The following is a 16,894-nucleotide window of genomic DNA, read 5'->3' as shown; positions in this document are numbered from 1 at the left end:
GCCCGTGGGGCCGCGGCACGCGAGAAGGGCCGTGCGCCCCGGTGTCCCGGGGCGCACGGCCCTTCTCGCGCTGCATGGCCGGTCGCGGCCGGCGCCGCCGGCCTACCGGCCCTGCTTGAACTCCAGCGCCGCCGCCAGCGTGCCGAGCTGCTCGAAGGAGGCCGTGCCGGTCACCACCGTGACGTGACCCTGCTCCCGGCGCACGAGGGCGTCGTACTTCTCGCCCTCCCAGCGCTCCCAGGGCGCGTCGCCGACCTGCTGCGTCTGCCCGGACGCCTTGGCGTTCCTGGTGACCCGTTCGAGGTACTTGGCGGAGGTGTCGCTGGACTGCTCGACCGCCGCGTACTGCTGCTCCGGGTCGAGGAAGCCCAGGTGCCAGGCGTCGGCCTTCTTGCGCTCGTACGTCACCGAGGTCGCCCGCCACTGCTCCGGCAGGCCCACGGGGGCGGCCACCGGGTACGGGGCCGCGCGGCGGGCCGTGATGGTCTCCACCCGGTAGTCGACCGTGCGCGTGGGATCGGCCTTGTCGTCATGCGGGACGAAGACGTAGATCCCGGCGACGACCACTCCGATCACCGCCAGCGACCGGACCATGTCCCAGATCGTCTGCTTGCCTTTCATACCTGCCACGGCACCATCGTCCCGCATCGCCGGGCCGCGATCACCGCCGGGGTCGCGCGGACGCGCCGCACGGCGCACCCTTGACTCCCCCGACGGGCTCGACGAGCCCCCCGCGAGCCCCGGCGAGCCCTGGCACGGGTGCGCAAGGCGTCCGCTCAGGACAATGGACTGACCGATATTCCGCTCATACGTGACCCGCCCTGCTCAATATGTCGACGTACCGATAGAGTTCCAGCACCCTCACTTCCCGGCCGTCGCCGTACAGAAAGGTGCGCTCCGATGACCGAGCACAACCTGCCGCCCCAGCTCGAAGTCTCCCCGGAGGCCCCCGACCGCAATCTCGCGCTCGAACTCGTACGGGTCACCGAGGCGGCCGCAATGGCCGCCGGCCGGTGGGTCGGCCGTGGCGACAAGATCGGCGCGGACGGCGCCGCGGTCAACGCGATGAGGACCCTGATCTCCACCGTCTCGATGAACGGCGTCGTCGTCATCGGCGAGGGCGAGAAGGACGAAGCCCCGATGCTCTTCAACGGGGAGCAGGTCGGCGACGGCACCGGCGCCGAGGTCGACATCGCCGTCGACCCGATCGACGGCACCACCCTGAACGCCAAGGGCATGCCGAACGCCATCGCCGTCCTGGCGGCCGCCGACCGCGGCACGATGTTCGACCCGTCCGCCGTCTTCTACATGGACAAGCTGGTCACCGGCCCCGAGGCCGCCGACTTCGTCGACATCAACGCCCCGGTCTCGGTGAACATCCGCCGGGTCGCCAAGGCCAAGGGCATGGCCGCCGAGGACGTCACGGTCGTCATCCTGGACCGCCCCCGCCACGAGGGCATCGTCCGGGAGATCCGCGAGACCGGTGCACGCATCAAGTTCATCTCCGACGGCGACGTGGCCGGCTCCATCATGGCCGCCCGCGAGGGCACCGGCGTGGACCTGCTCCTGGGCATCGGCGGCACCCCCGAGGGCATCATCTCGGCCTGCGCCATCAAGTGCCTGGGCGGTGTCATCCAGGGCAAGCTGTGGCCGAAGGACGACGCCGAGCGTCAGAAGGCCCTCGACGCGGGCCACGACCTGGACCGGGTCCTCACCACCACCGACCTGGTCTCGGGCGACAACGTCTTCTTCGTCGCCACCGGCATCACGGACGGCGAGCTGCTGCGCGGCGTGCACTACCGCTCCGAGACCGCGACGACGTCCTCGCTGGTCATGCGTTCCAAGTCCGGCACGATCCGGAAGATCGACTCCACGCACCGCCTGTCGAAGCTGCGCGCGTACAGCGCGATCGACTTCGACCGCGCCCAGTAGGAGGCGGGGGCACAACGCGAGAGGGGCGGTCACCCTGTGCGGGGGTGACCGCCCCTCTCGCGTGTCCGCGACGCAACTCGCTGCGCGGCTCGCTGCGCGGCTCGCGACGCGGACCGGGGCCTGCGGCGCCGGTGCGGAGGCCGGCTCAGCCCGCCGCGGCTATGGATCCCGGCCCGGGGGCGGCCTGCCGCAGCTCGGCGGACCTGCGCCGCATCCGCGCCAGCACCACGCGGCGCTCGGCGGCGGTGAGGCCGCCCCAGACGCCGTACGGCTCGGGCTGCAGCAGCGCGTGCTCGCGGCAGGCGACCATCACGGGGCAGCGGGCGCAGACGCGCTTCGCGGCCTCCTCGCGGGAGAGCCGGGCGGCCGTCGGCTCCTTGGACGGCGCGAAGAACAGTCCCGCCTCGTCCCGGCGGCACACCGCCTCCGCGTGCCATGGCCCGTCCTCCGCCGCCCTGGCCGGCACCCGCGGGATCGGCACGGCGGCCGACGGGCGTGCCCCAGGACCCTGAAGGCTCTTCACGGCGGCTACCTGCAGGGACTGATGCGGCGGATGCGGCACGGTCTACTCCTGACGACGTATACGTGAGCGAGAGACGACGCACCTGTCCCTACCCGCTGTACGCGCCCCTATGCACTGTGTGCCACGGGGCGCCCGGGGTTCGTCCGAAACGCGACCCTCCGCATCCGGTTGCGCCCCGCCCGTCGGCCGCCCGTCCTACGTGTCGAGGTTCTTGCGCAGCCTGCGCGCCAGGTCGACCAGGCGGGCACCCGGCTTGGGCCGCGCCTCGATGTTGCCGAGCAGCGAGAACCCCCGGACGATCACCACGGGCGCCAGCGGGTCGGTCTGCCCGCGGCTCTCGCCGCGCACGTCGAAGTTGCCGAGGACCCCGCTGCCGTAGCCGCGCAGGGTGACGTTCTCCGGGACCAGGATCTCGACGTTGCCGAGGACGCTGGTCACGTTGACCTCGGTGACCTGCTGCTCGAAGACCGCCTGGGTGAGGTCGATGGTGATGTCGCCCATGACCGAGACCGCCCGGGTGTGCGCGCCCGGCCGCCAGCGGCCCTTGCGGCTGGAGCTGCTGCACACGGCGACGATGGTCTCGGCGGCCGGACCCACGGCCCCCGCGTACGGGGAGGCGTACGCGGACGGGGCATGGGCGCCGCCGGGCGCGGGCAGATCCCGTACGAGCACTTCCAGCTCACCGACCGTCTTGACGGCGTACAGCGTGTCCAGGCGCTCGGAGTGCTCCTCGGCGGTCAGCCTGCCTTCGGCGACGGCGTCGCCCAGGATCTGCGCGATCCGGTCCCGGTCGGCGTCGGAGGCGCGCAGCCCGGAAGGCGCGGGGCCGGGCGCGGGGGCAGGGGCGGCGGGGTGCTTTTCCAGGTCCACGACGCCAGCATAGCGAGACACGATAGATCGCGATACTACCGAGTGAGCCTTACCTCACAGACACACGCCCGGCCGGAGGTCCTACGCTGGTGGACTGCGCTGCCAAATTGGTCGTCAGTGCTGTCTGCCGAGTGAGGAATGGCCCCAATGCCGGAGTTCGCGTACACCGACCTGCTGCCCCTGGGCGAGGACACCACCCCCTACCGGCTGGTGACCGCCGAGGGCGTGTCCACCTTCGAGGCGGACGGCCGTACGTTCCTCAAGGTCGACCCCGAGGCGCTGCGCAAGCTCGCCGAGGAGGCCATCCACGACATCCAGCACTTCCTGCGCCCCGCGCACCTGGCGCAGCTCCGCCGCATCATCGACGACCCGGAGGCCAGCTCGAACGACAAGTTCGTGGCCCTGGACCTGCTGAAGAACGCGAACATCGCGGCGGCCGGCGTCCTGCCGATGTGCCAGGACACGGGTACGGCGATCGTCATGGGCAAGCGCGGCCAGAACGTGCTCACCGAGGGCGGTGACGAGGCGGCCCTCTCCCGCGGCATCTACGACGCGTACACCCGCCTGAACCTGCGCTACTCGCAGATGGCGCCGATCACCATGTGGGAGGAGAAGAACACCGGCTCGAACCTGCCCGCGCAGATCGAGCTGTACGCGACCGACGGCGGCGCGTACAAGTTCCTCTTCATGGCCAAGGGCGGCGGCTCGGCCAACAAGTCCTTCCTCTACCAGGAGACCAAGGCGGTCCTCAACGAGGCCTCCATGATGAAGTTCCTGGAGGAGAAGATCCGCTCGCTCGGTACGGCGGCGTGCCCGCCCTACCACCTGGCGATCGTCGTCGGCGGCACCTCCGCCGAGCACGCGCTCAAGACCGCGAAGTACGCCTCCGCCCACTACCTGGACGAGCTGCCGCGCGAGGGCTCCCCGCTGGGCCACGGCTTCCGTGACGAGGCGCTGGAGCAGCAGGTCTTCGAGCTGACGCAGAAGATCGGCATCGGCGCGCAGTTCGGCGGCAAGTACTTCTGCCACGACGTCCGTGTGGTGCGCCTGCCGCGCCACGGCGCCTCCCTGCCCGTCGCGATCGCCGTGTCCTGCTCGGCGGACCGCCAGGCGACCGCGAAGATCACCGCCGAGGGCGTCTTCCTGGAGCAGCTGGAGCGCGACCCGGCCCGCTTCCTGCCCGACACCACGGACGAGCACCTCTCCGACTCCTCGGACGTCGTCTCCATCGACCTGAACCAGCCGATGGACGAGATCCTGGCGACCCTGACCAAGCACCCGGTCAAGACCCGCCTGTCGCTGACCGGCCCGCTTGTCGTGGCGCGCGACATCGCGCACGCCAAGATCAAGGAGCTGCTGGACTCGGGCGCGGAGATGCCGCAGTACCTGAAGGACCACCCGGTGTACTACGCCGGGCCCGCGAAGACCCCGGAAGGCTACGCGTCGGGCTCCTTCGGCCCGACCACGGCCGGCCGCATGGACTCCTACGTCGAGCAGTTCCAGGCGGCGGGCGGCTCCAAGGTCATGCTGGCCAAGGGCAACCGCTCGCAGCAGGTCACGGACGCGTGCGCCGCGCACGGCGGCTTCTACCTGGGCTCGATCGGCGGCCCGGCGGCCCGCCTGGCGCAGGACTGCATCAAGAAGGTCGAGGTCCTGGAGTACGAGGAGCTCGGCATGGAGGCGGTCTGGAAGATCGAGGTCGAGGACTTCCCGGCCTTCATCGTCGTCGACGACAAGGGCAACGACTTCTTCCAGAACCCGGCTCCGGAGCCGACGTTCACCCACATCCCGGTCCGCGGCCCCGGCCTGGCGTAACGGCACTCCCCGCTCCCGGAGAGCCCCCGGCGCCAAGCGCCGGGGGCTCTGGCGTTGGCCACAGCGCGGTTGGCCGCAGTGGGCACTCGGCGTGAGTGGCGCCGGTTTCCCGTCTTGGAAACTCGAACCCCTTGCGCCTCAGGTGAGTTGGTCGGAAGCATCGGTCAGGACAACGCGACGCAGCGCCTAGGAGGGGAACCCCGTGAAGGTGACCAAGCTCGTCAGCACATGTGACCTCAAGGACTGCCCGACGATCTACGCGACCGACAGGGGCACGCTGCTGGTTCAGGGACAGACCCCGGCAGATCACGGGCTCGACATTCCCTCTCACGAAACCGTGGTCGAAATCCCGGAGCAGCTGATCTTCGACCTCATCCGGAAGGGGATTCGTGGCGCCTAGGACTCTGGGGGAACTGTTCGACACCTTCCAGCACGAAGCCTTCCGTCTTGAGACGCTGGATGATTACAGCAAGTCGGGAAACGTGGACGCCTATCAGGCTTACCTCGCCGGAATGCCCCAGCCGACTGACTATAACGCCGAGTGGGTGGCCGAACTCCGCTCCCACACCAACAAGGGCAAACGCGTGTATCGCGTTCACGTTCTCTCTCGGCCGCTAACGCCGTATCTGCGGTTCGAACTGGGCTGGGGCTACCAAAAGAACATGACGGGCGGAGAAGAATTCTTCATCCTTGACACCACAGGGAAGAGCAACCCCCTGCAAGGGGCCCCCGAATTTTGGCTCTTCGATGGCGTTACACCGGCAGTGATGAACTACACGCCAGATGGGTCATTCGTCGGTGCAGACGTGCTTCCCGATGAGCAGGCGGCGAAGTTTCGGGCGTACAGGGGTAAGGCTTTGGCGCACGCTGTGCCGTTCCCCGAATGGTGGGCGAAGTACGGGGAGTGAACAGAGCAGAGCTAGGGGCCGCGCTGCGGGCGCTCAGGCAAGCCTCCGGTAAGGAGGCTAAAGCCGTCGCCCGCAGCGCTGTCATGTCTGCAAGCAAGCTGAGCAAGATCGAGACGGCTAAGGTTGCCCCCTCTGCCGCTGACGTTGAACGCATCCTCACGGCGATCGGAGTTTCGGACGCGGTCAGGGCAGAGTACCTAGAGGCAGTCAGAGCGGCGGCAACGGAAACCACAGCTTGGCGCCTCGTCCGCCGAATGGGCCTGCATAAAGCTCAGCAACAGATGCGGGCGCTAGAGGCGGAAATGAAGCTGCTGCGACTCTTCCAGCCGGCCTTGGTCCCCGGGCTCCTACAGACCCCCGAATACGTCCGCGCAATTCTCTCTCGTCATAGCCTCGCCGAGGACACGCTTACTCGGACCATCAGTGCCCGGATCGAGCGGCAGCAAGCGCTTTACGATTCAGCCAAGCGGCTGCAGTTTGTTATCACTGAGCCCGTACTGCGGTGGCGCATCGTGTCAGCCGCAAGAATGGCAGAGCAGATTGACAGGATCCTCTTCCTATCCCGCCTGCCGAACATAGATATTCGCGTCGTCCCCTTGTCCGCACGCCAAGAGGACATAGCCAATCATGCCTTCGTCATCCGAGATGATCGGACGGTTACCGTCGAGACCGTGCACGCGGAAATCGTCGTGACCGACGCCAGGGATGTTGCACTGTATGTGCGCAAGTTCGAGGGGTTCACCTCACTCGCGCTTTCCGGCGATTCCATGCGTTCGCTACTTGAGGCGATCCGGGAAGAGTTCTTGCGGGAACAGGAAACCGGCTAGAACCCCACGTCGCACCCGGCCACGATGGTTGCCGATTCCCGGAGACAGTGGTGAAGGGGTGCACAGTGGCGACCACGACAGACACGTTCGAGTACGCGACCTACACGAAAAAGCGCGAGACGTGCCCGTCGTGCAACATGCCCATCCCCCTTCACCAGCTCGCCCGGCGCGGGATGCTCGCCGGGAAGGACGGCCCGCCGAAGGTGGCCTACTGGCACACCCGGTGCGTTGATTCGGACGGGTCGCGCCGATGACGCGTTCAGTCATCCGGCGGGCAGAACACCGGATCTTCAGAGACCCCGAGACCACGCCCACCGTCGTTGCGAGTTGCCTGCACGCGGATTGTGGCTGGGCTGCCGCTCCCGGCGCGGACGTGGCCGAGGTGGACCGACAGTGCATGACGCATACGGGCCTGAACGCCGGACACGGCCGCTTCCTACGGGGGTTCGAGGACATCGCCCTCGTTCATCGGGTCGCTACGGCCTGACACAAACTCCCGCCCCGACGGGGGCGGGCAGCAAGACGCCCAACGACAGGAGGAGTCACACGATGACGACCATGGTCGGAAGCCCCGTCGCCTCACGGCACGGGAGGGACCTTGTGAGCCCCGGGTTGTTCGAGAGGCTGGCCGCGTTCTGCGCGGACGAGTACGGCCTTGAGCGGGTCGTGGCCGACCGCGTGATGGACCAGGCCATCGCGTTCGTGTACGTCCTGGGCAGCCAGAAGGCGTTCGACCTGGCGCCCAGTGAGCGGGTGGATCCCGGCTGGCACTCGTTCATGCTCCACACGCAGGAGTACGCCGCCTGGTGTCAGGAGCAGTTCGGCTTCTTCGTCCACCACTCCCCGAACTCCGTGGTGCTGACGCGCGGACTCATGGTGTCCGTGGCCGACCGTGTCAGGGCCGCCGGGTTCGAGGTCGACGCCCGGCTGTGGGGCACCGCAGCCGAGTGCAACCAGCCGGCCTGCTGCGGCGACGGCGACGGCTGCTGATCCGCTCCCAGGACACGGATCACGTCGTGATCCGCTCGTACGAAGTAGGACCCGGGCACGTCGAAGGTACCCGGGTCCTACCCTGAGCAAAGGTACCGCCCATGGCATCTGACGAGGGTCTGGCCGGGATCAGCAGAGTCACCGTATTCGCCATGTTCGGCGTGGTCTTCGGGTACGCCACGCACCACCTGGACCTACGGCGGATCGGAGACGTGGCCGTCGTCGGCCCGCTGACTCCCGGGGCCGAATGGCCGCGCCTGTGGCAGATGGCCCGCCACTGCGGGCGCCCCACAGCCGGCGAGACCGAGCTGGCTCAATGGGTACTCACTCAGGCCACCCGGGCATTCGTGTGCGGCAGCGACCGCATCACGCAGTTCCAGGAACAGGGATGGAAGCTGGAGCCAGGTGGAAAGCGCGTCCGGTTCGAGTCGACGTACGCCAACCGTGACCAGCTCTGGACGGGAAACCTGACGGTGGAAGGGCTAACGCCGGGCCAGGTGGCACGGCGTCCTGCCATCTACACCGTCTGACCGTCCGTTGTCCGGCTCCGGAGCCGGCGTTCTCGTACCTCCCGGTGCCCGTCCTGGGGGCCTCTGCCGAATGGCAGAGGCCCCCAGGCGGTTTCCGCCGATCGGCAGATGGAGTCGGGGGCGCGGCGCGGCGAGGCTGTTCGTGTAGCCGAACAGCCTTTTTGGACATGGGAGTTCACGATGAAGAACCGTACGCGCGCCCTGGCCGTCGCCGGGTCCGCCGCCCTGTTGGGCACCTTGGTGGCGGCCGCCCCGGCCCCCGCGGCGCCTGCCGCGCCGAAGGCCGCCTCGGTGCGCGGGGGTGGCACGGTGCACTATCCGTACGTGCCCGCCTCGCACGACATCCGCTTCACGGTCGACGCCGAGTCGGTGCCGTGGAGCAGGCCGCTGAAGGGGCAGAACCTGGAGCACGGCCTGCCGACGGACGCGCGCGGCCGGGTGACCGTCTACCACGCGATGCCGGACCAGGGCTTCACCGGCGTCGCCGAGGCCGAGGTGGACTGCATGGTGACGGGCGGCCGGACGGCCACGATCACCGCGGTGGTCACGAGCTCGAACGTCGGCTGGGAGGGCAAGCGGATCGGGCTGAGCGTCCAGGACGGCGAGCGCGGCGCGCCCGACCGCGTCGGCTTCTCGTGGGGGATCGTGAACGTCGACGCGAAGCCGGACGGGTCGGTCGCCGAGCCGACGGTCGGCACCTGCATGGCCCCGGCGCCGTTCACCGAGGTCACCAGGGGCGGCTTCAAGGTCACCCCGGCCCAGCTGGCCCCCCGCCCGCAGTCGTAGCCGTAGCCGTAGCCGTAGCCGCATACGTAGCCGTTGCCGAAGTGGGAGCGGCCGCCCTTGCCGCAGCTGTCAGGTACCGGGCCTCAACGGGGGTGGCCCGGTACCCCGCCGTCCGTGCGGCGAGTACCTCGGCGATGCTCAGCCCGTACACCCGGCGCAGCAGCGCGATCGGGATCCCGTCGGGCCCGCCGACCGCCAGGTGTACGGCTCCCTCCCGGGCGAGGACGCGCTCCCGGACCCATGGCGGCGGGATGCCCCGGCCCCGGTCGCAGGCGTACACCTCGTACCGCGGGCAGTGCTGGTACCCCTCCCAGCCCAGCTCGCCGTCCTCCCGGACGAGCTGCCACTCCTCCTCGACGCACTCCTCGCAGGGGCCGCAGTGCGTCCGTCCGTACGTCTGCTGTTCCGCCATCCGTGCAGGATGCGGTACCGGGGCGCCGGGCGCATGCGGATAACGTCGGGGGCATGACGCACACGCAGCTCCGTACCGACCGCGCCGTCCGGGTCGTCGCCCATCGCGGGGCGTCCCACGAGCATCCCGAACACACGCTCGCCGCCTACCGGCAGGCCATCGCGGACGGTGCCGACGCCCTCGAATGCGATGTGCGGCTCACCGCCGACCACAAGCTGGTCTGTGTGCACGACCGGCGCGTGGAGCGGACGTCCGACGGGCGCGGGGTGGTGTCGGAGATGACGTACGAGGAGCTGTCCGCCCTGGACTTCGGCGGCTGGAAGGGCGAGGAGCACCGCGGGGCGCGCGTGCTGCTCTTCGAGGAGCTGCTGAAGGAGGCGCTGACCGCCGGGCGGCCCGTGGGGCTGGCGGTCGAGACGAAGCACCCCACCCGTGCCGGCGGCCGGCTGGAGGCCGAGCTGGTGCGGGTGCTGAAGGACCACGGCCTGGCCGACGGTTCGGCGGGCCTGGTCGAGGTGATGAGCTTCTCCCGCAACGCCCTGGTCCGGCTGAACCGGCTGGCGCCGGGCCTGCCGGCGGTCTACCTGATCGAGCGGCGGCTGCGGCCCGCCCGGCCGCCGTTCGCGGGGCACGCCGGGCCGGGTATCGACCTGGTGCGCCAGGATCCGGGGCTGGTGGGCCGGCTGAAGGCGAAGGGGCTGCGGGTGCGGGTGTGGACGGTGGACGAGCCTGAGGACGTGGAGCTGTGCGTGCGGCTCGGCGTGGACACCCTGATCACCAACCGGCCGCGCGAGGTGCGCGCCCAGCTGGAGGCGCTGTAGGCGGTGCGGTGTCCCCTGGTGGGTGCCGCTCGTGGAGGCACCCGGCCGGGGTGCGCCGGCCGGGCGTGGGGGGATCAGTCGGGTGGAGCGGGCGGTTTACGCGAAGCGCTGGTTCGGCGATCCGTTGCAGGTCTGGAGGCGCAGCGGGTCGTGGGCGGCGGCCACGGTCAGGCACATGCCCGGGGCGGCGGCGGGGCGCAGGGTGGCGCCGTCGCGGACGAACCGCTGGTTGGCGCCGCCGTGGCAGTTCCAGATGATCAGGCCGGTGCCGGGGCGGTAGTCGGCGCCTGGGGCGTCGAGGCAGCGGTCGTGGGTCAGTTCGATGTGGACGGACTTTCGGGTGCTGTCGTACCACCAGCCCTGGTTGCGGCCGCCGTGGCAGTCCCAGCCCACGATTCTGGTCTCGTTGGCGCTGGAGCCGCCGAAGGAGTCGAGGCAGTTGCCGGTGGCCTCGTTCCTGAGCGGCTTGAACCCGTCGTCCCAGGCCCCGGCGTGGAGTACGGGCGTACCGGTGCTCGCGGGGTCGGCGCAGGACGCCTCGCGCAGGCCCGACGCGTACAGCTGGGTCAGGCAGGACGCGAAGGCGCCGTGGCCGCGGCGGTTGGGGTGGAAGGACTGCCGGGCGGTGTTCTCGTCCCAGGGGAAGTGGTCGCCGAGGTCCAGGTAGAGGCCGCGGGCCCAGGTGTCCTCCATGCACACCTCGTGGCCGTGGAAGAGCCGGGAGTTGTCGAGGTAGACCGCGCCGGAGGCCAGGGCGGCCGCGCGTATGCCCTTCTCGAAGGCGGGTACCGCGTGGTCGCGGCCCCAGGTGGCGTCGGAGTCGTAGCCCGCACAGCCTCCGGGCAGCTTCCCGGGGAAGTTCGGGTTGTCGTGGAAGTCGGGGCCGATGGGGCTGGGGTAGCCCATGACGACGAGCCGGTAGTCGGCGTCGGCGTAGCCGGCGTCGCGCATGACGGTCCTGAGGTCGGCGACCGTGGCCTCGACCTTGGGTCTGAGGCCGTCGACGCGGGCCTGCCATCCGGGTGCGTACGTGGGCTGGCAGGTGCCCTGGCTGAGCACCCACCGGGTCACGCAGTCGGTCATGACCGGGCCGAACTGCAGGTCGTCGTTGGCTCCGGCGACCAGCAGGACCATCTTGATCCTGGTGTTGCGGGCCTTGATCGCCAGGTTGTCGCTCTGCACCAGTTCGTCGGCGTACTGCCTGCTGCCGCCGATCCTGATGTTTCCGGTGTGGGCGCCGGAGCAGGCGACGTTGAAGGTGAGGTCGGCCGCGATGCCGGTGCGGTGGATCGCCGCGTCCGGCGAGCGGTGGCACTGGTTGTCGGGGGTGTTGGTGGCCGGGTCGTAGGTGCCGACGCCCTCGCCCGAGATCTCGCTGTCGCCCAGCGAGATCAGGCCGGTCCTGCGCTCGGCCTGCGGGCGCACGGCGGGGTCGCCGTAGATCTCGACGGATTCGGCGGCGCGGATCGCCTCCAGCTCGGGCGGGAGGGTGGTGACGACGCCGGCGGTGGGGGCCGCCTGGGCCATGGGGGTGACGGCGGTGACGCCGCCGAGGGCGGCCGCGATCGCCGCGGCGGCGGCGGCGGTAGATCTGAGGGTGGGTCTCGTACGGGCACGTGCCATGGACGCCTCCCGAATATGGGTGTTACCCACGGTATTTACTGGCCGGTGGGGGAGTTGGGAACACTTCCAACAAGAGGATTGCTCAACTTTTCGAGGAGGCAGCACACATGACAGACAATCAGAAGGACCAGGCGTTCCGGACCGAGCGCGACTCCATGGGCGACGTACGGGTGCCCGCGCACGCCAAGTGGCGGGCGCAGACCCAGCGCGCCGTGGAGAACTTCCCCCTCTCGGGACAGCGGCTGGAGCGCGCCCACATCGAGGCCCTCGCCCGGATCAAGGCCGCGGCCGCCGCCGTCAACGCCCGCCTCGGCGTCGTCGACCAGGACGTCGCCGACGCGATCGGAGCCGCGGCCGGGGAGGTGGCGGACGGCCGCTGGGACGACCACTTCCCCGTGGACGTCTTCCAGACCGGGTCGGGGACCTCGTCCAACATGAACGCCAACGAGGTGATCGCCACCCTGGCCGCCGAGCGCCTCGGCCGGGACGTGCACCCCAACGACCACGTCAACGCCTCGCAGAGCTCCAACGACGTCTTCCCGTCGTCCATCCACATCGCCGCCACCGCCGCCGTCGCCAACGACCTGGTGCCTGCCCTGGAGCACCTGGCCGCCGCGCTGGAGCGCAAGGCGGCCGAGTTCGACCGGGTGGTCAAGGCCGGCCGGACCCACCTGATGGACGCCACGCCCGTCACCCTCGGCCAGGAGTTCGGCGGATACGCGGCGCAGATCCGCTACGGCGTCGAGCGGCTGCGCTCGTCCCTGCCGCGCCTGGCCGAACTCCCGCTGGGCGGCACGGCGGTGGGCACCGGGATCAACACCCCGGCCGGCTTCTCGGCCGCCGTGATCGCCGAGGTGGCGGTCGCCACCGGCCTGCCGCTGACCGAGGCGCGCGACCACTTCGAGGCCCAGGGCGCCCGCGACGCGCTGGTGGAGACCTCGGGCATGCTCCGTACGATCGCCGTCTCGCTCACGAAGATCTGCAACGACCTGCGCTGGATGGCCTCCGGGCCGCGGACGGGATTGGCCGAAATCAGCCTCCCGGACCTCCAGCCCGGCTCCTCGATCATGCCCGGGAAGGTCAATCCGGTGGTCCCGGAGGCCGTCCTGATGGTCGCCGCGCAGGTCATGGGGAACGACGCCACCGTCGCCGTGGCTGGCGCCGCCGGGAACTTCGAACTCAACGTCATGCTCCCGGTGATGGCCAGGAACCTCCTCGAATCGATCCGGCTGCTGGCCGGCGCGAGCCGGCTCCTCGCCGACCGCACGGTCGACGGGATCACCGCCGACGAGGCCCGGGCCAGGGAGTACGCCGAGTCCTCGCCCTCCGTGGTGACCCCGCTCAACCGCTACATCGGCTACGAGGAGGCCGCGAAGGTGGCCAAGAGGTCCCTCGCCGAGCGCAAGACGATCAGGGAGGTCGTCCTGGAGTCCGGCTACGTGGAGCGCGGCGCCCTCACCCTGGAGCAGCTCGACGAGGCCCTGGACGTCCTGCGCATGACACGCCCCTGACCGCGCCTCCGCCACCCCCCGGGCGGGGGCCGTTTCCGGTCGTCCACCGTCCCCGAATCGCCTCGTGACCTGCACCGCAGCGGGCGTACGGGCCCCCGCCCTAAGATCTGCGCATGACAGGTACTTTCAAGCCCGGGAACGGCCGGGGGCCGGACGCGCCGCCGAGCCCCGCGCGCGGGACGCGCTGGGCGCCCGGGGACCAGATCCTCTGGCGCTACCGCGACCACGCCCCGGGACTGAAGGGCGCGGTGCACATCTGCCGCCCGGTGACGGTGGTGCAGGACACGGACGAGATGCTCGCCGTGTGGATGGCCCCCGGCACCGAATGCGTCAAGCCGGTGCTCGCCGACGGCACCCCCGTCCACCAGGAGCCGCTGGCCACCCGCTACACCGCGCCGCGCACCACCGTACGCTCGCGCTGGTTCGGCGGCGGCGTCCTGAAGCTGGCCCGGCCCGGGGACCCGTGGTCGGTGTGGCTGTTCTGGGGAGCGGGCTGGCAGTTCAAGAACTGGTACGTCAACCTGGAGGAGCCACGGACGAGATGGGCCGGCGGCGTCGATTCCGAGGACCACTTCCTGGACATCGCCGTCTACCCCGACCGCAGTTGGAAGTGGCTGGACGAGGACGAGTTCGCCGAGGCCCAGCGGTCCGGTCTGATGGGCCGTGAGCAGGCACGGCGGGTACGGGAGGCCGGTCGGGCGGCCGTCGCGCTGATCGAGGCGTGGGGCGTTCCCTTCTCCGCCGGCTGGCAGGACTGGCGGCCGGATCCGGCCTGGGGGATTCCGGCCCTGCCCGAGGACTGGGACCGCACCCCTGCGCACATGACCTCATGAGACCCTTGATGCGCCCCCGGGGTTCAAACGTAGGATCGTCCTCCGCGAGGTCGCGCGCGCGGGACGGTGCGAGCGGACCGCACACCGGCAAGTGTCGTTCTGCGCACGGGATCTGACCGGAGGTCGACACACGAGGAAGTTCGAGCGAGGAACCTCTGGGCGATGGTGCCCGGGCCGCTGAGCGGGTATACCGCGACTGACCGAGTTGAGTGCAGCGCACATCGAGCGCAAACGGACGGAATTCCACGCGTGACGGAGTACCCCACCTCCCAGGAGGGACCGCCGCCCGTCGCCTCCGGCGGAGGTTCGGACGAGGCCGGCCACGGCAAGGCGCCCATCGCCGCCACCGAGGCCGTGCGCACGCATGCCGCGGGCGCCGGTACGGGCGCGCCGGCCGAGCCGGGCGCGGCGGCCGCAGCGGCGGCTTCCGACATACGGGCGGCGCGCTCGGCGGCGGGCGCGGCCTCGGGGCTCCCCCGGCCGCGCGGAGCGGCGTCCGCGGAGGTGCCCGCCGCCGCAGGCTCCGGCCCCGCCGGTTCCGGCCCGGGCCAGGACCACGACAACGCCCGTCCCCGGGACACCGCGGACACCGTGGACCCGGCGGACCCCTACGACGCCTACGACTCCTACGACGCCGCCCGCGGCGCGGTGGCCGGCCGGCCTCCCACCACCGCCGCGGGGAGCGGCGTACCGGGCTTCCAGGGCGGGGGCGGCCCGGAGGCGACCGCGGCGCGCCGCGAGGGGGACCGGCTGCGGTTCGTCGGCGCCGCGACCCGGCGGATCGCCCGCGGCATCGACCTCGACGAGATCGTGCTCGGCCTGTGCCGGGCCACCGTCCCGACCTTCTCCGACGCCATCCTCGTCTACCTCCGCGACCCGCTGCCGGTCGGTGACGAGCGGCCGGTCGGCCCGGTCGTTTTAAGGCTGCGCCGCACCGACCGGCTCCGGCCGATCGACGACCTGACCGACATCAGCAGCACCATCGGCGCGGGCATGGACCTCGCCGGGGCCGCGGGGGCCGCCGGCGAGCTCGACTTCAGCCAGCTGCCGCTGGTCGGCCCGCAGGGTGACCTGCCCGCGGCCGAGCTGTGCGAGATCCGGCCGGGCGGCGCGCTCGCCGAGGTGCTGCGCGGCGTACGGCCCGTCTTCGCGTCCTCGGCCGGCGCGCGGGCGGCGCTGCCCGAACTGCTCGGCGGCGAGCATCCGCTGCCGCGCGGCAACCGGGCGGTCCTGGCGCCGCTGCGGGGCCGGCGCCGGGTGATCGGCGCGGCGGTGTTCCTGCGCAGCCCGGAGCGTCCCGCCTTCGAGCAGAACGACCTGCTGGTCGCCGCCCAGTTGGCGACCCACACCGCGCTCGGCATCGACAAGGCGGTCCTCTACGGCCGCGAGGCGTACATCGCCGACGAGCTCCAGCGCACCATGCTGCCCGACAGCCTGCCGCAGCCCACGGGGGTGCGCCTCGCCTCCCGCTACCTGCCGGCGGCCGAGACGGCCCGGGTCGGCGGCGACTGGTACGACGCCATACCGCTGCCGGGCAGCCGGGTCGCGCTCGTCGTGGGGGACGTGATGGGCCACTCCATGACCTCCGCCGCGATCATGGGACAGCTGCGGACCACCGCCCAGACGCTGGCGCAGCTGGACCTGCCCCCCGCCGAGGTGCTGCACCACCTGGACGAGCAGGCGCAGCGGCTCGGCTCGGACCGCATGGCCACGTGCATGTACGCCGTCTACGACCCGGTCGCGCACCGGATCACCATCGCCAACGCCGGGCATCCGCCGCCGGTGCTGCTGCACCTGGGCGGGCGGGCCGAGGTGCTGCGCGTACCGCCCGGGGCGCCGATCGGTGTGGGCGGGGTGGACTTCGAGGCCGTGGAGCTGGACGCGCCCGCCGGGGCGACGCTGCTGCTGTACACGGACGGCCTGGTGGAGTCGCGCCTGCGGGACGTGTGGACGGGCATCGAGCAGCTGCGCGAGCGGCTGGCCACGACCGCGCAGTTGACCGGGCTGGACCATCCGCCGCCGCTGGAGGCCCTGTGCGACGACGTGCTGGACATGCTGGGGCCGGGGGACCGGGACGACGACATCGCCCTGCTCGCGGCCCGGTTCGACGGCATCGCGCCCAGTGACGTCGCCTACTGGTTCCTGGACCCGGAGGAGACCGCTCCGGGCCGGGCCCGGCGCTTCGCCCGGCGCGCGCTGACGCGGTGGGGCCTGGAGGAGCTGAGCGACTCGCTGGAGCTGCTGGTCAGCGAGGTGGTCACCAATGCCGTCCGGTACGCGGAGCGGCCCGTGACGCTGCGTCTGCTGCGTACGGACGTGCTGCGCTGCGAGGTCGGGGACGACTCCCCGCAGCTGCCCCGCCAGCGCCGGGCACGGGACACCGACGAGGGCGGCCGCGGCCTGTTCCTGGTCAACCGGCTGGCCCGCCGGTGGGGTGCGACCCGGCTCAGCAGCGGAAAGGTCGTCTGGTTCGAACTGCCGCTGACGGGGGTCGGCGAGCGGCGCTGACCGCC

Annotated in this window: 17 protein-coding genes; 12 read left to right on the top strand and 5 right to left on the bottom strand. The window is 71.0% G+C overall.

Going from position 1 to position 16,894, the window contains the following annotated elements:
• Positions 1-102: 102 nt before the first annotated feature.
• Entirely contained in the window at positions 103-621 is a 519-nt protein-coding gene (locus BSL84_RS21570) for a DUF4245 domain-containing protein (RefSeq protein WP_030029066.1), read from the bottom strand.
• Positions 622-900: 279 nt separating this feature from the next.
• On the opposite strand from BSL84_RS21570, the gene glpX reads away from it, so the two are divergent.
• Complete coding sequence (glpX, locus tag BSL84_RS21565) at positions 901-1,932, top strand: class II fructose-bisphosphatase (RefSeq protein WP_030029065.1); 1,032 nt, start codon at positions 901-903, stop codon at positions 1,930-1,932.
• A gap of 145 nt (positions 1,933-2,077) precedes the next feature.
• On the opposite strand, the gene BSL84_RS21560 is transcribed toward glpX, so the two are convergent.
• Both BSL84_RS21560 and BSL84_RS21555 read right to left on the bottom strand, forming a co-directional pair.
• Complete coding sequence (locus BSL84_RS21560) at positions 2,078-2,494, bottom strand: WhiB family transcriptional regulator (RefSeq protein ID WP_376506848.1); 417 nt, start codon at positions 2,492-2,494, stop codon at positions 2,078-2,080.
• A 156-nt stretch (positions 2,495-2,650) separates the two neighbouring features.
• A complete protein-coding gene (locus BSL84_RS21555; RefSeq protein ID WP_030027923.1) occupies positions 2,651-3,325 on the bottom strand; it encodes a DUF1707 SHOCT-like domain-containing protein in 675 nt (224 codons plus the stop codon).
• 147 nt (positions 3,326-3,472) lie between these two features.
• On the opposite strand from BSL84_RS21555, the gene BSL84_RS21550 reads away from it, so the two are divergent.
• The 7 genes from BSL84_RS21550 (at position 3,473) to BSL84_RS21510 (ending at position 9,181) form a co-directional block, all read left to right on the top strand.
• Positions 3,473-5,140: a fumarate hydratase gene (locus BSL84_RS21550; RefSeq protein WP_075970950.1), complete on the top strand. Its 1,668-nt coding sequence runs from the start codon at positions 3,473-3,475 to the stop codon at positions 5,138-5,140.
• Between the two features lie 202 nt (positions 5,141-5,342).
• Positions 5,343-5,540 (top strand): hypothetical protein, encoded by a 198-nt coding sequence (locus BSL84_RS21545; protein ID WP_045321755.1) that lies wholly within the window; start codon positions 5,343-5,345, stop codon positions 5,538-5,540.
• Positions 5,530-6,048: a DUF6879 family protein gene (locus tag BSL84_RS21540; protein WP_075970949.1), complete on the top strand. Its 519-nt coding sequence runs from the start codon at positions 5,530-5,532 to the stop codon at positions 6,046-6,048. The genes BSL84_RS21545 and BSL84_RS21540 overlap by 11 nt, the downstream gene beginning before the upstream one ends.
• Positions 6,045-6,875 (top strand): helix-turn-helix domain-containing protein, encoded by an 831-nt coding sequence (locus BSL84_RS21535; RefSeq protein ID WP_075970948.1) that lies wholly within the window; start codon positions 6,045-6,047, stop codon positions 6,873-6,875. The genes BSL84_RS21540 and BSL84_RS21535 overlap by 4 nt, the downstream gene beginning before the upstream one ends.
• Before the next feature lie 549 nt (positions 6,876-7,424).
• Positions 7,425-7,865, top strand: a complete 441-nt coding sequence (locus tag BSL84_RS21520) for a glycine-rich domain-containing protein (RefSeq protein ID WP_199816136.1) — start codon at positions 7,425-7,427, stop codon at positions 7,863-7,865.
• Positions 7,866-7,966: 101 nt separating this feature from the next.
• Positions 7,967-8,395 carry a hypothetical protein gene (locus tag BSL84_RS21515; RefSeq protein ID WP_075970947.1) on the top strand — a complete coding sequence of 143 codons (429 nt, stop codon included), beginning with the start codon at positions 7,967-7,969 and terminating at the stop codon, positions 8,393-8,395.
• Positions 8,396-8,575: 180 nt separating this feature from the next.
• Entirely contained in the window at positions 8,576-9,181 is a 606-nt protein-coding gene (locus BSL84_RS21510; protein WP_045321750.1) for a hypothetical protein, read from the top strand.
• Here the strand turns inward: BSL84_RS21510 and BSL84_RS21505 are convergent.
• Complete coding sequence (locus tag BSL84_RS21505) at positions 9,144-9,593, bottom strand: hypothetical protein (RefSeq protein WP_045321749.1); 450 nt, start codon at positions 9,591-9,593, stop codon at positions 9,144-9,146. The genes BSL84_RS21510 and BSL84_RS21505 overlap by 38 nt on opposite strands.
• Positions 9,594-9,646: 53 nt before the next feature.
• On the opposite strand from BSL84_RS21505, the gene BSL84_RS21500 reads away from it, so the two are divergent.
• Positions 9,647-10,414 (top strand): glycerophosphodiester phosphodiesterase, encoded by a 768-nt coding sequence (locus tag BSL84_RS21500; protein ID WP_075970946.1) that lies wholly within the window; start codon positions 9,647-9,649, stop codon positions 10,412-10,414.
• 96 nt (positions 10,415-10,510) lie between these two features.
• On the opposite strand, the gene BSL84_RS21495 is transcribed toward BSL84_RS21500, so the two are convergent.
• The gene (locus BSL84_RS21495) at positions 10,511-12,037 is read right to left on the bottom strand and encodes a ricin-type beta-trefoil lectin domain protein (RefSeq protein WP_045321747.1); all 1,527 of its coding nucleotides are present in this window, start codon (positions 12,035-12,037) and stop codon (positions 10,511-10,513) included.
• A 107-nt stretch (positions 12,038-12,144) separates the two neighbouring features.
• Between BSL84_RS21495 and BSL84_RS21490 the strand changes: the two genes are divergently transcribed.
• The 3 genes from BSL84_RS21490 to BSL84_RS21480 all read left to right on the top strand — a co-directional run bounded on the left by BSL84_RS21490 (position 12,145) and on the right by BSL84_RS21480 (position 16,889).
• The gene (locus BSL84_RS21490) at positions 12,145-13,548 is read left to right on the top strand and encodes a class II fumarate hydratase (protein WP_075970945.1); all 1,404 of its coding nucleotides are present in this window, start codon (positions 12,145-12,147) and stop codon (positions 13,546-13,548) included.
• A gap of 113 nt (positions 13,549-13,661) precedes the next feature.
• On the top strand, positions 13,662-14,381 hold the full coding sequence (locus BSL84_RS21485; protein ID WP_075970944.1) for a DUF402 domain-containing protein: 720 nt from the start codon (positions 13,662-13,664) through the stop codon (positions 14,379-14,381).
• Between the two features lie 249 nt (positions 14,382-14,630).
• Positions 14,631-16,889 carry a SpoIIE family protein phosphatase gene (locus BSL84_RS21480; protein ID WP_107484824.1) on the top strand — a complete coding sequence of 753 codons (2,259 nt, stop codon included), beginning with the start codon at positions 14,631-14,633 and terminating at the stop codon, positions 16,887-16,889.
• Positions 16,890-16,894: the final 5 nt, after the last annotated feature.

It is taken from the genome of Streptomyces sp. TN58, assembly GCF_001941845.1.
Classification (GTDB): domain Bacteria; phylum Actinomycetota; class Actinomycetes; order Streptomycetales; family Streptomycetaceae; genus Streptomyces.
The sequence above is the reverse complement of the archived record's forward strand: the minus strand, read 5'-3'. Positions and strand labels throughout refer to the sequence as shown.

Bases quoted from the DNA above. Each gene is read 5' to 3' on its own strand.
- BSL84_RS21510 (WP_045321750.1), top strand. From the start codon at position 8,576: ATGAAGAACCGTACGCGCGCCCTGGCCGTCGCCGGGTCCGCCGCCCTG.
- BSL84_RS21500 (WP_075970946.1), top strand. From the start codon at position 9,647: ATGACGCACACGCAGCTCCGTACCGACCGCGCCGTCCGGGTCGTCGCC.
- BSL84_RS21515 (WP_075970947.1), top strand. From the start codon at position 7,967: ATGGCATCTGACGAGGGTCTGGCCGGGATCAGCAGAGTCACCGTATTC.
- BSL84_RS21490 (WP_075970945.1), top strand. From the start codon at position 12,145: ATGACAGACAATCAGAAGGACCAGGCGTTCCGGACCGAGCGCGACTCC.
- BSL84_RS21505 (WP_045321749.1), bottom strand. From the start codon at position 9,593: ATGGCGGAACAGCAGACGTACGGACGGACGCACTGCGGCCCCTGCGAG.
- BSL84_RS21485 (WP_075970944.1), top strand. From the start codon at position 13,662: ATGACAGGTACTTTCAAGCCCGGGAACGGCCGGGGGCCGGACGCGCCG.
- BSL84_RS21550 (WP_075970950.1), top strand. From the start codon at position 3,473: ATGCCGGAGTTCGCGTACACCGACCTGCTGCCCCTGGGCGAGGACACC.
- BSL84_RS21495 (WP_045321747.1), bottom strand. From the start codon at position 12,037: ATGGCACGTGCCCGTACGAGACCCACCCTCAGATCTACCGCCGCCGCC.
- BSL84_RS21520 (WP_199816136.1), top strand. From the start codon at position 7,425: ATGACGACCATGGTCGGAAGCCCCGTCGCCTCACGGCACGGGAGGGAC.
- glpX (WP_030029065.1), top strand. From the start codon at position 901: ATGACCGAGCACAACCTGCCGCCCCAGCTCGAAGTCTCCCCGGAGGCC.
- BSL84_RS21570 (WP_030029066.1), bottom strand. From the start codon at position 621: ATGAAAGGCAAGCAGACGATCTGGGACATGGTCCGGTCGCTGGCGGTG.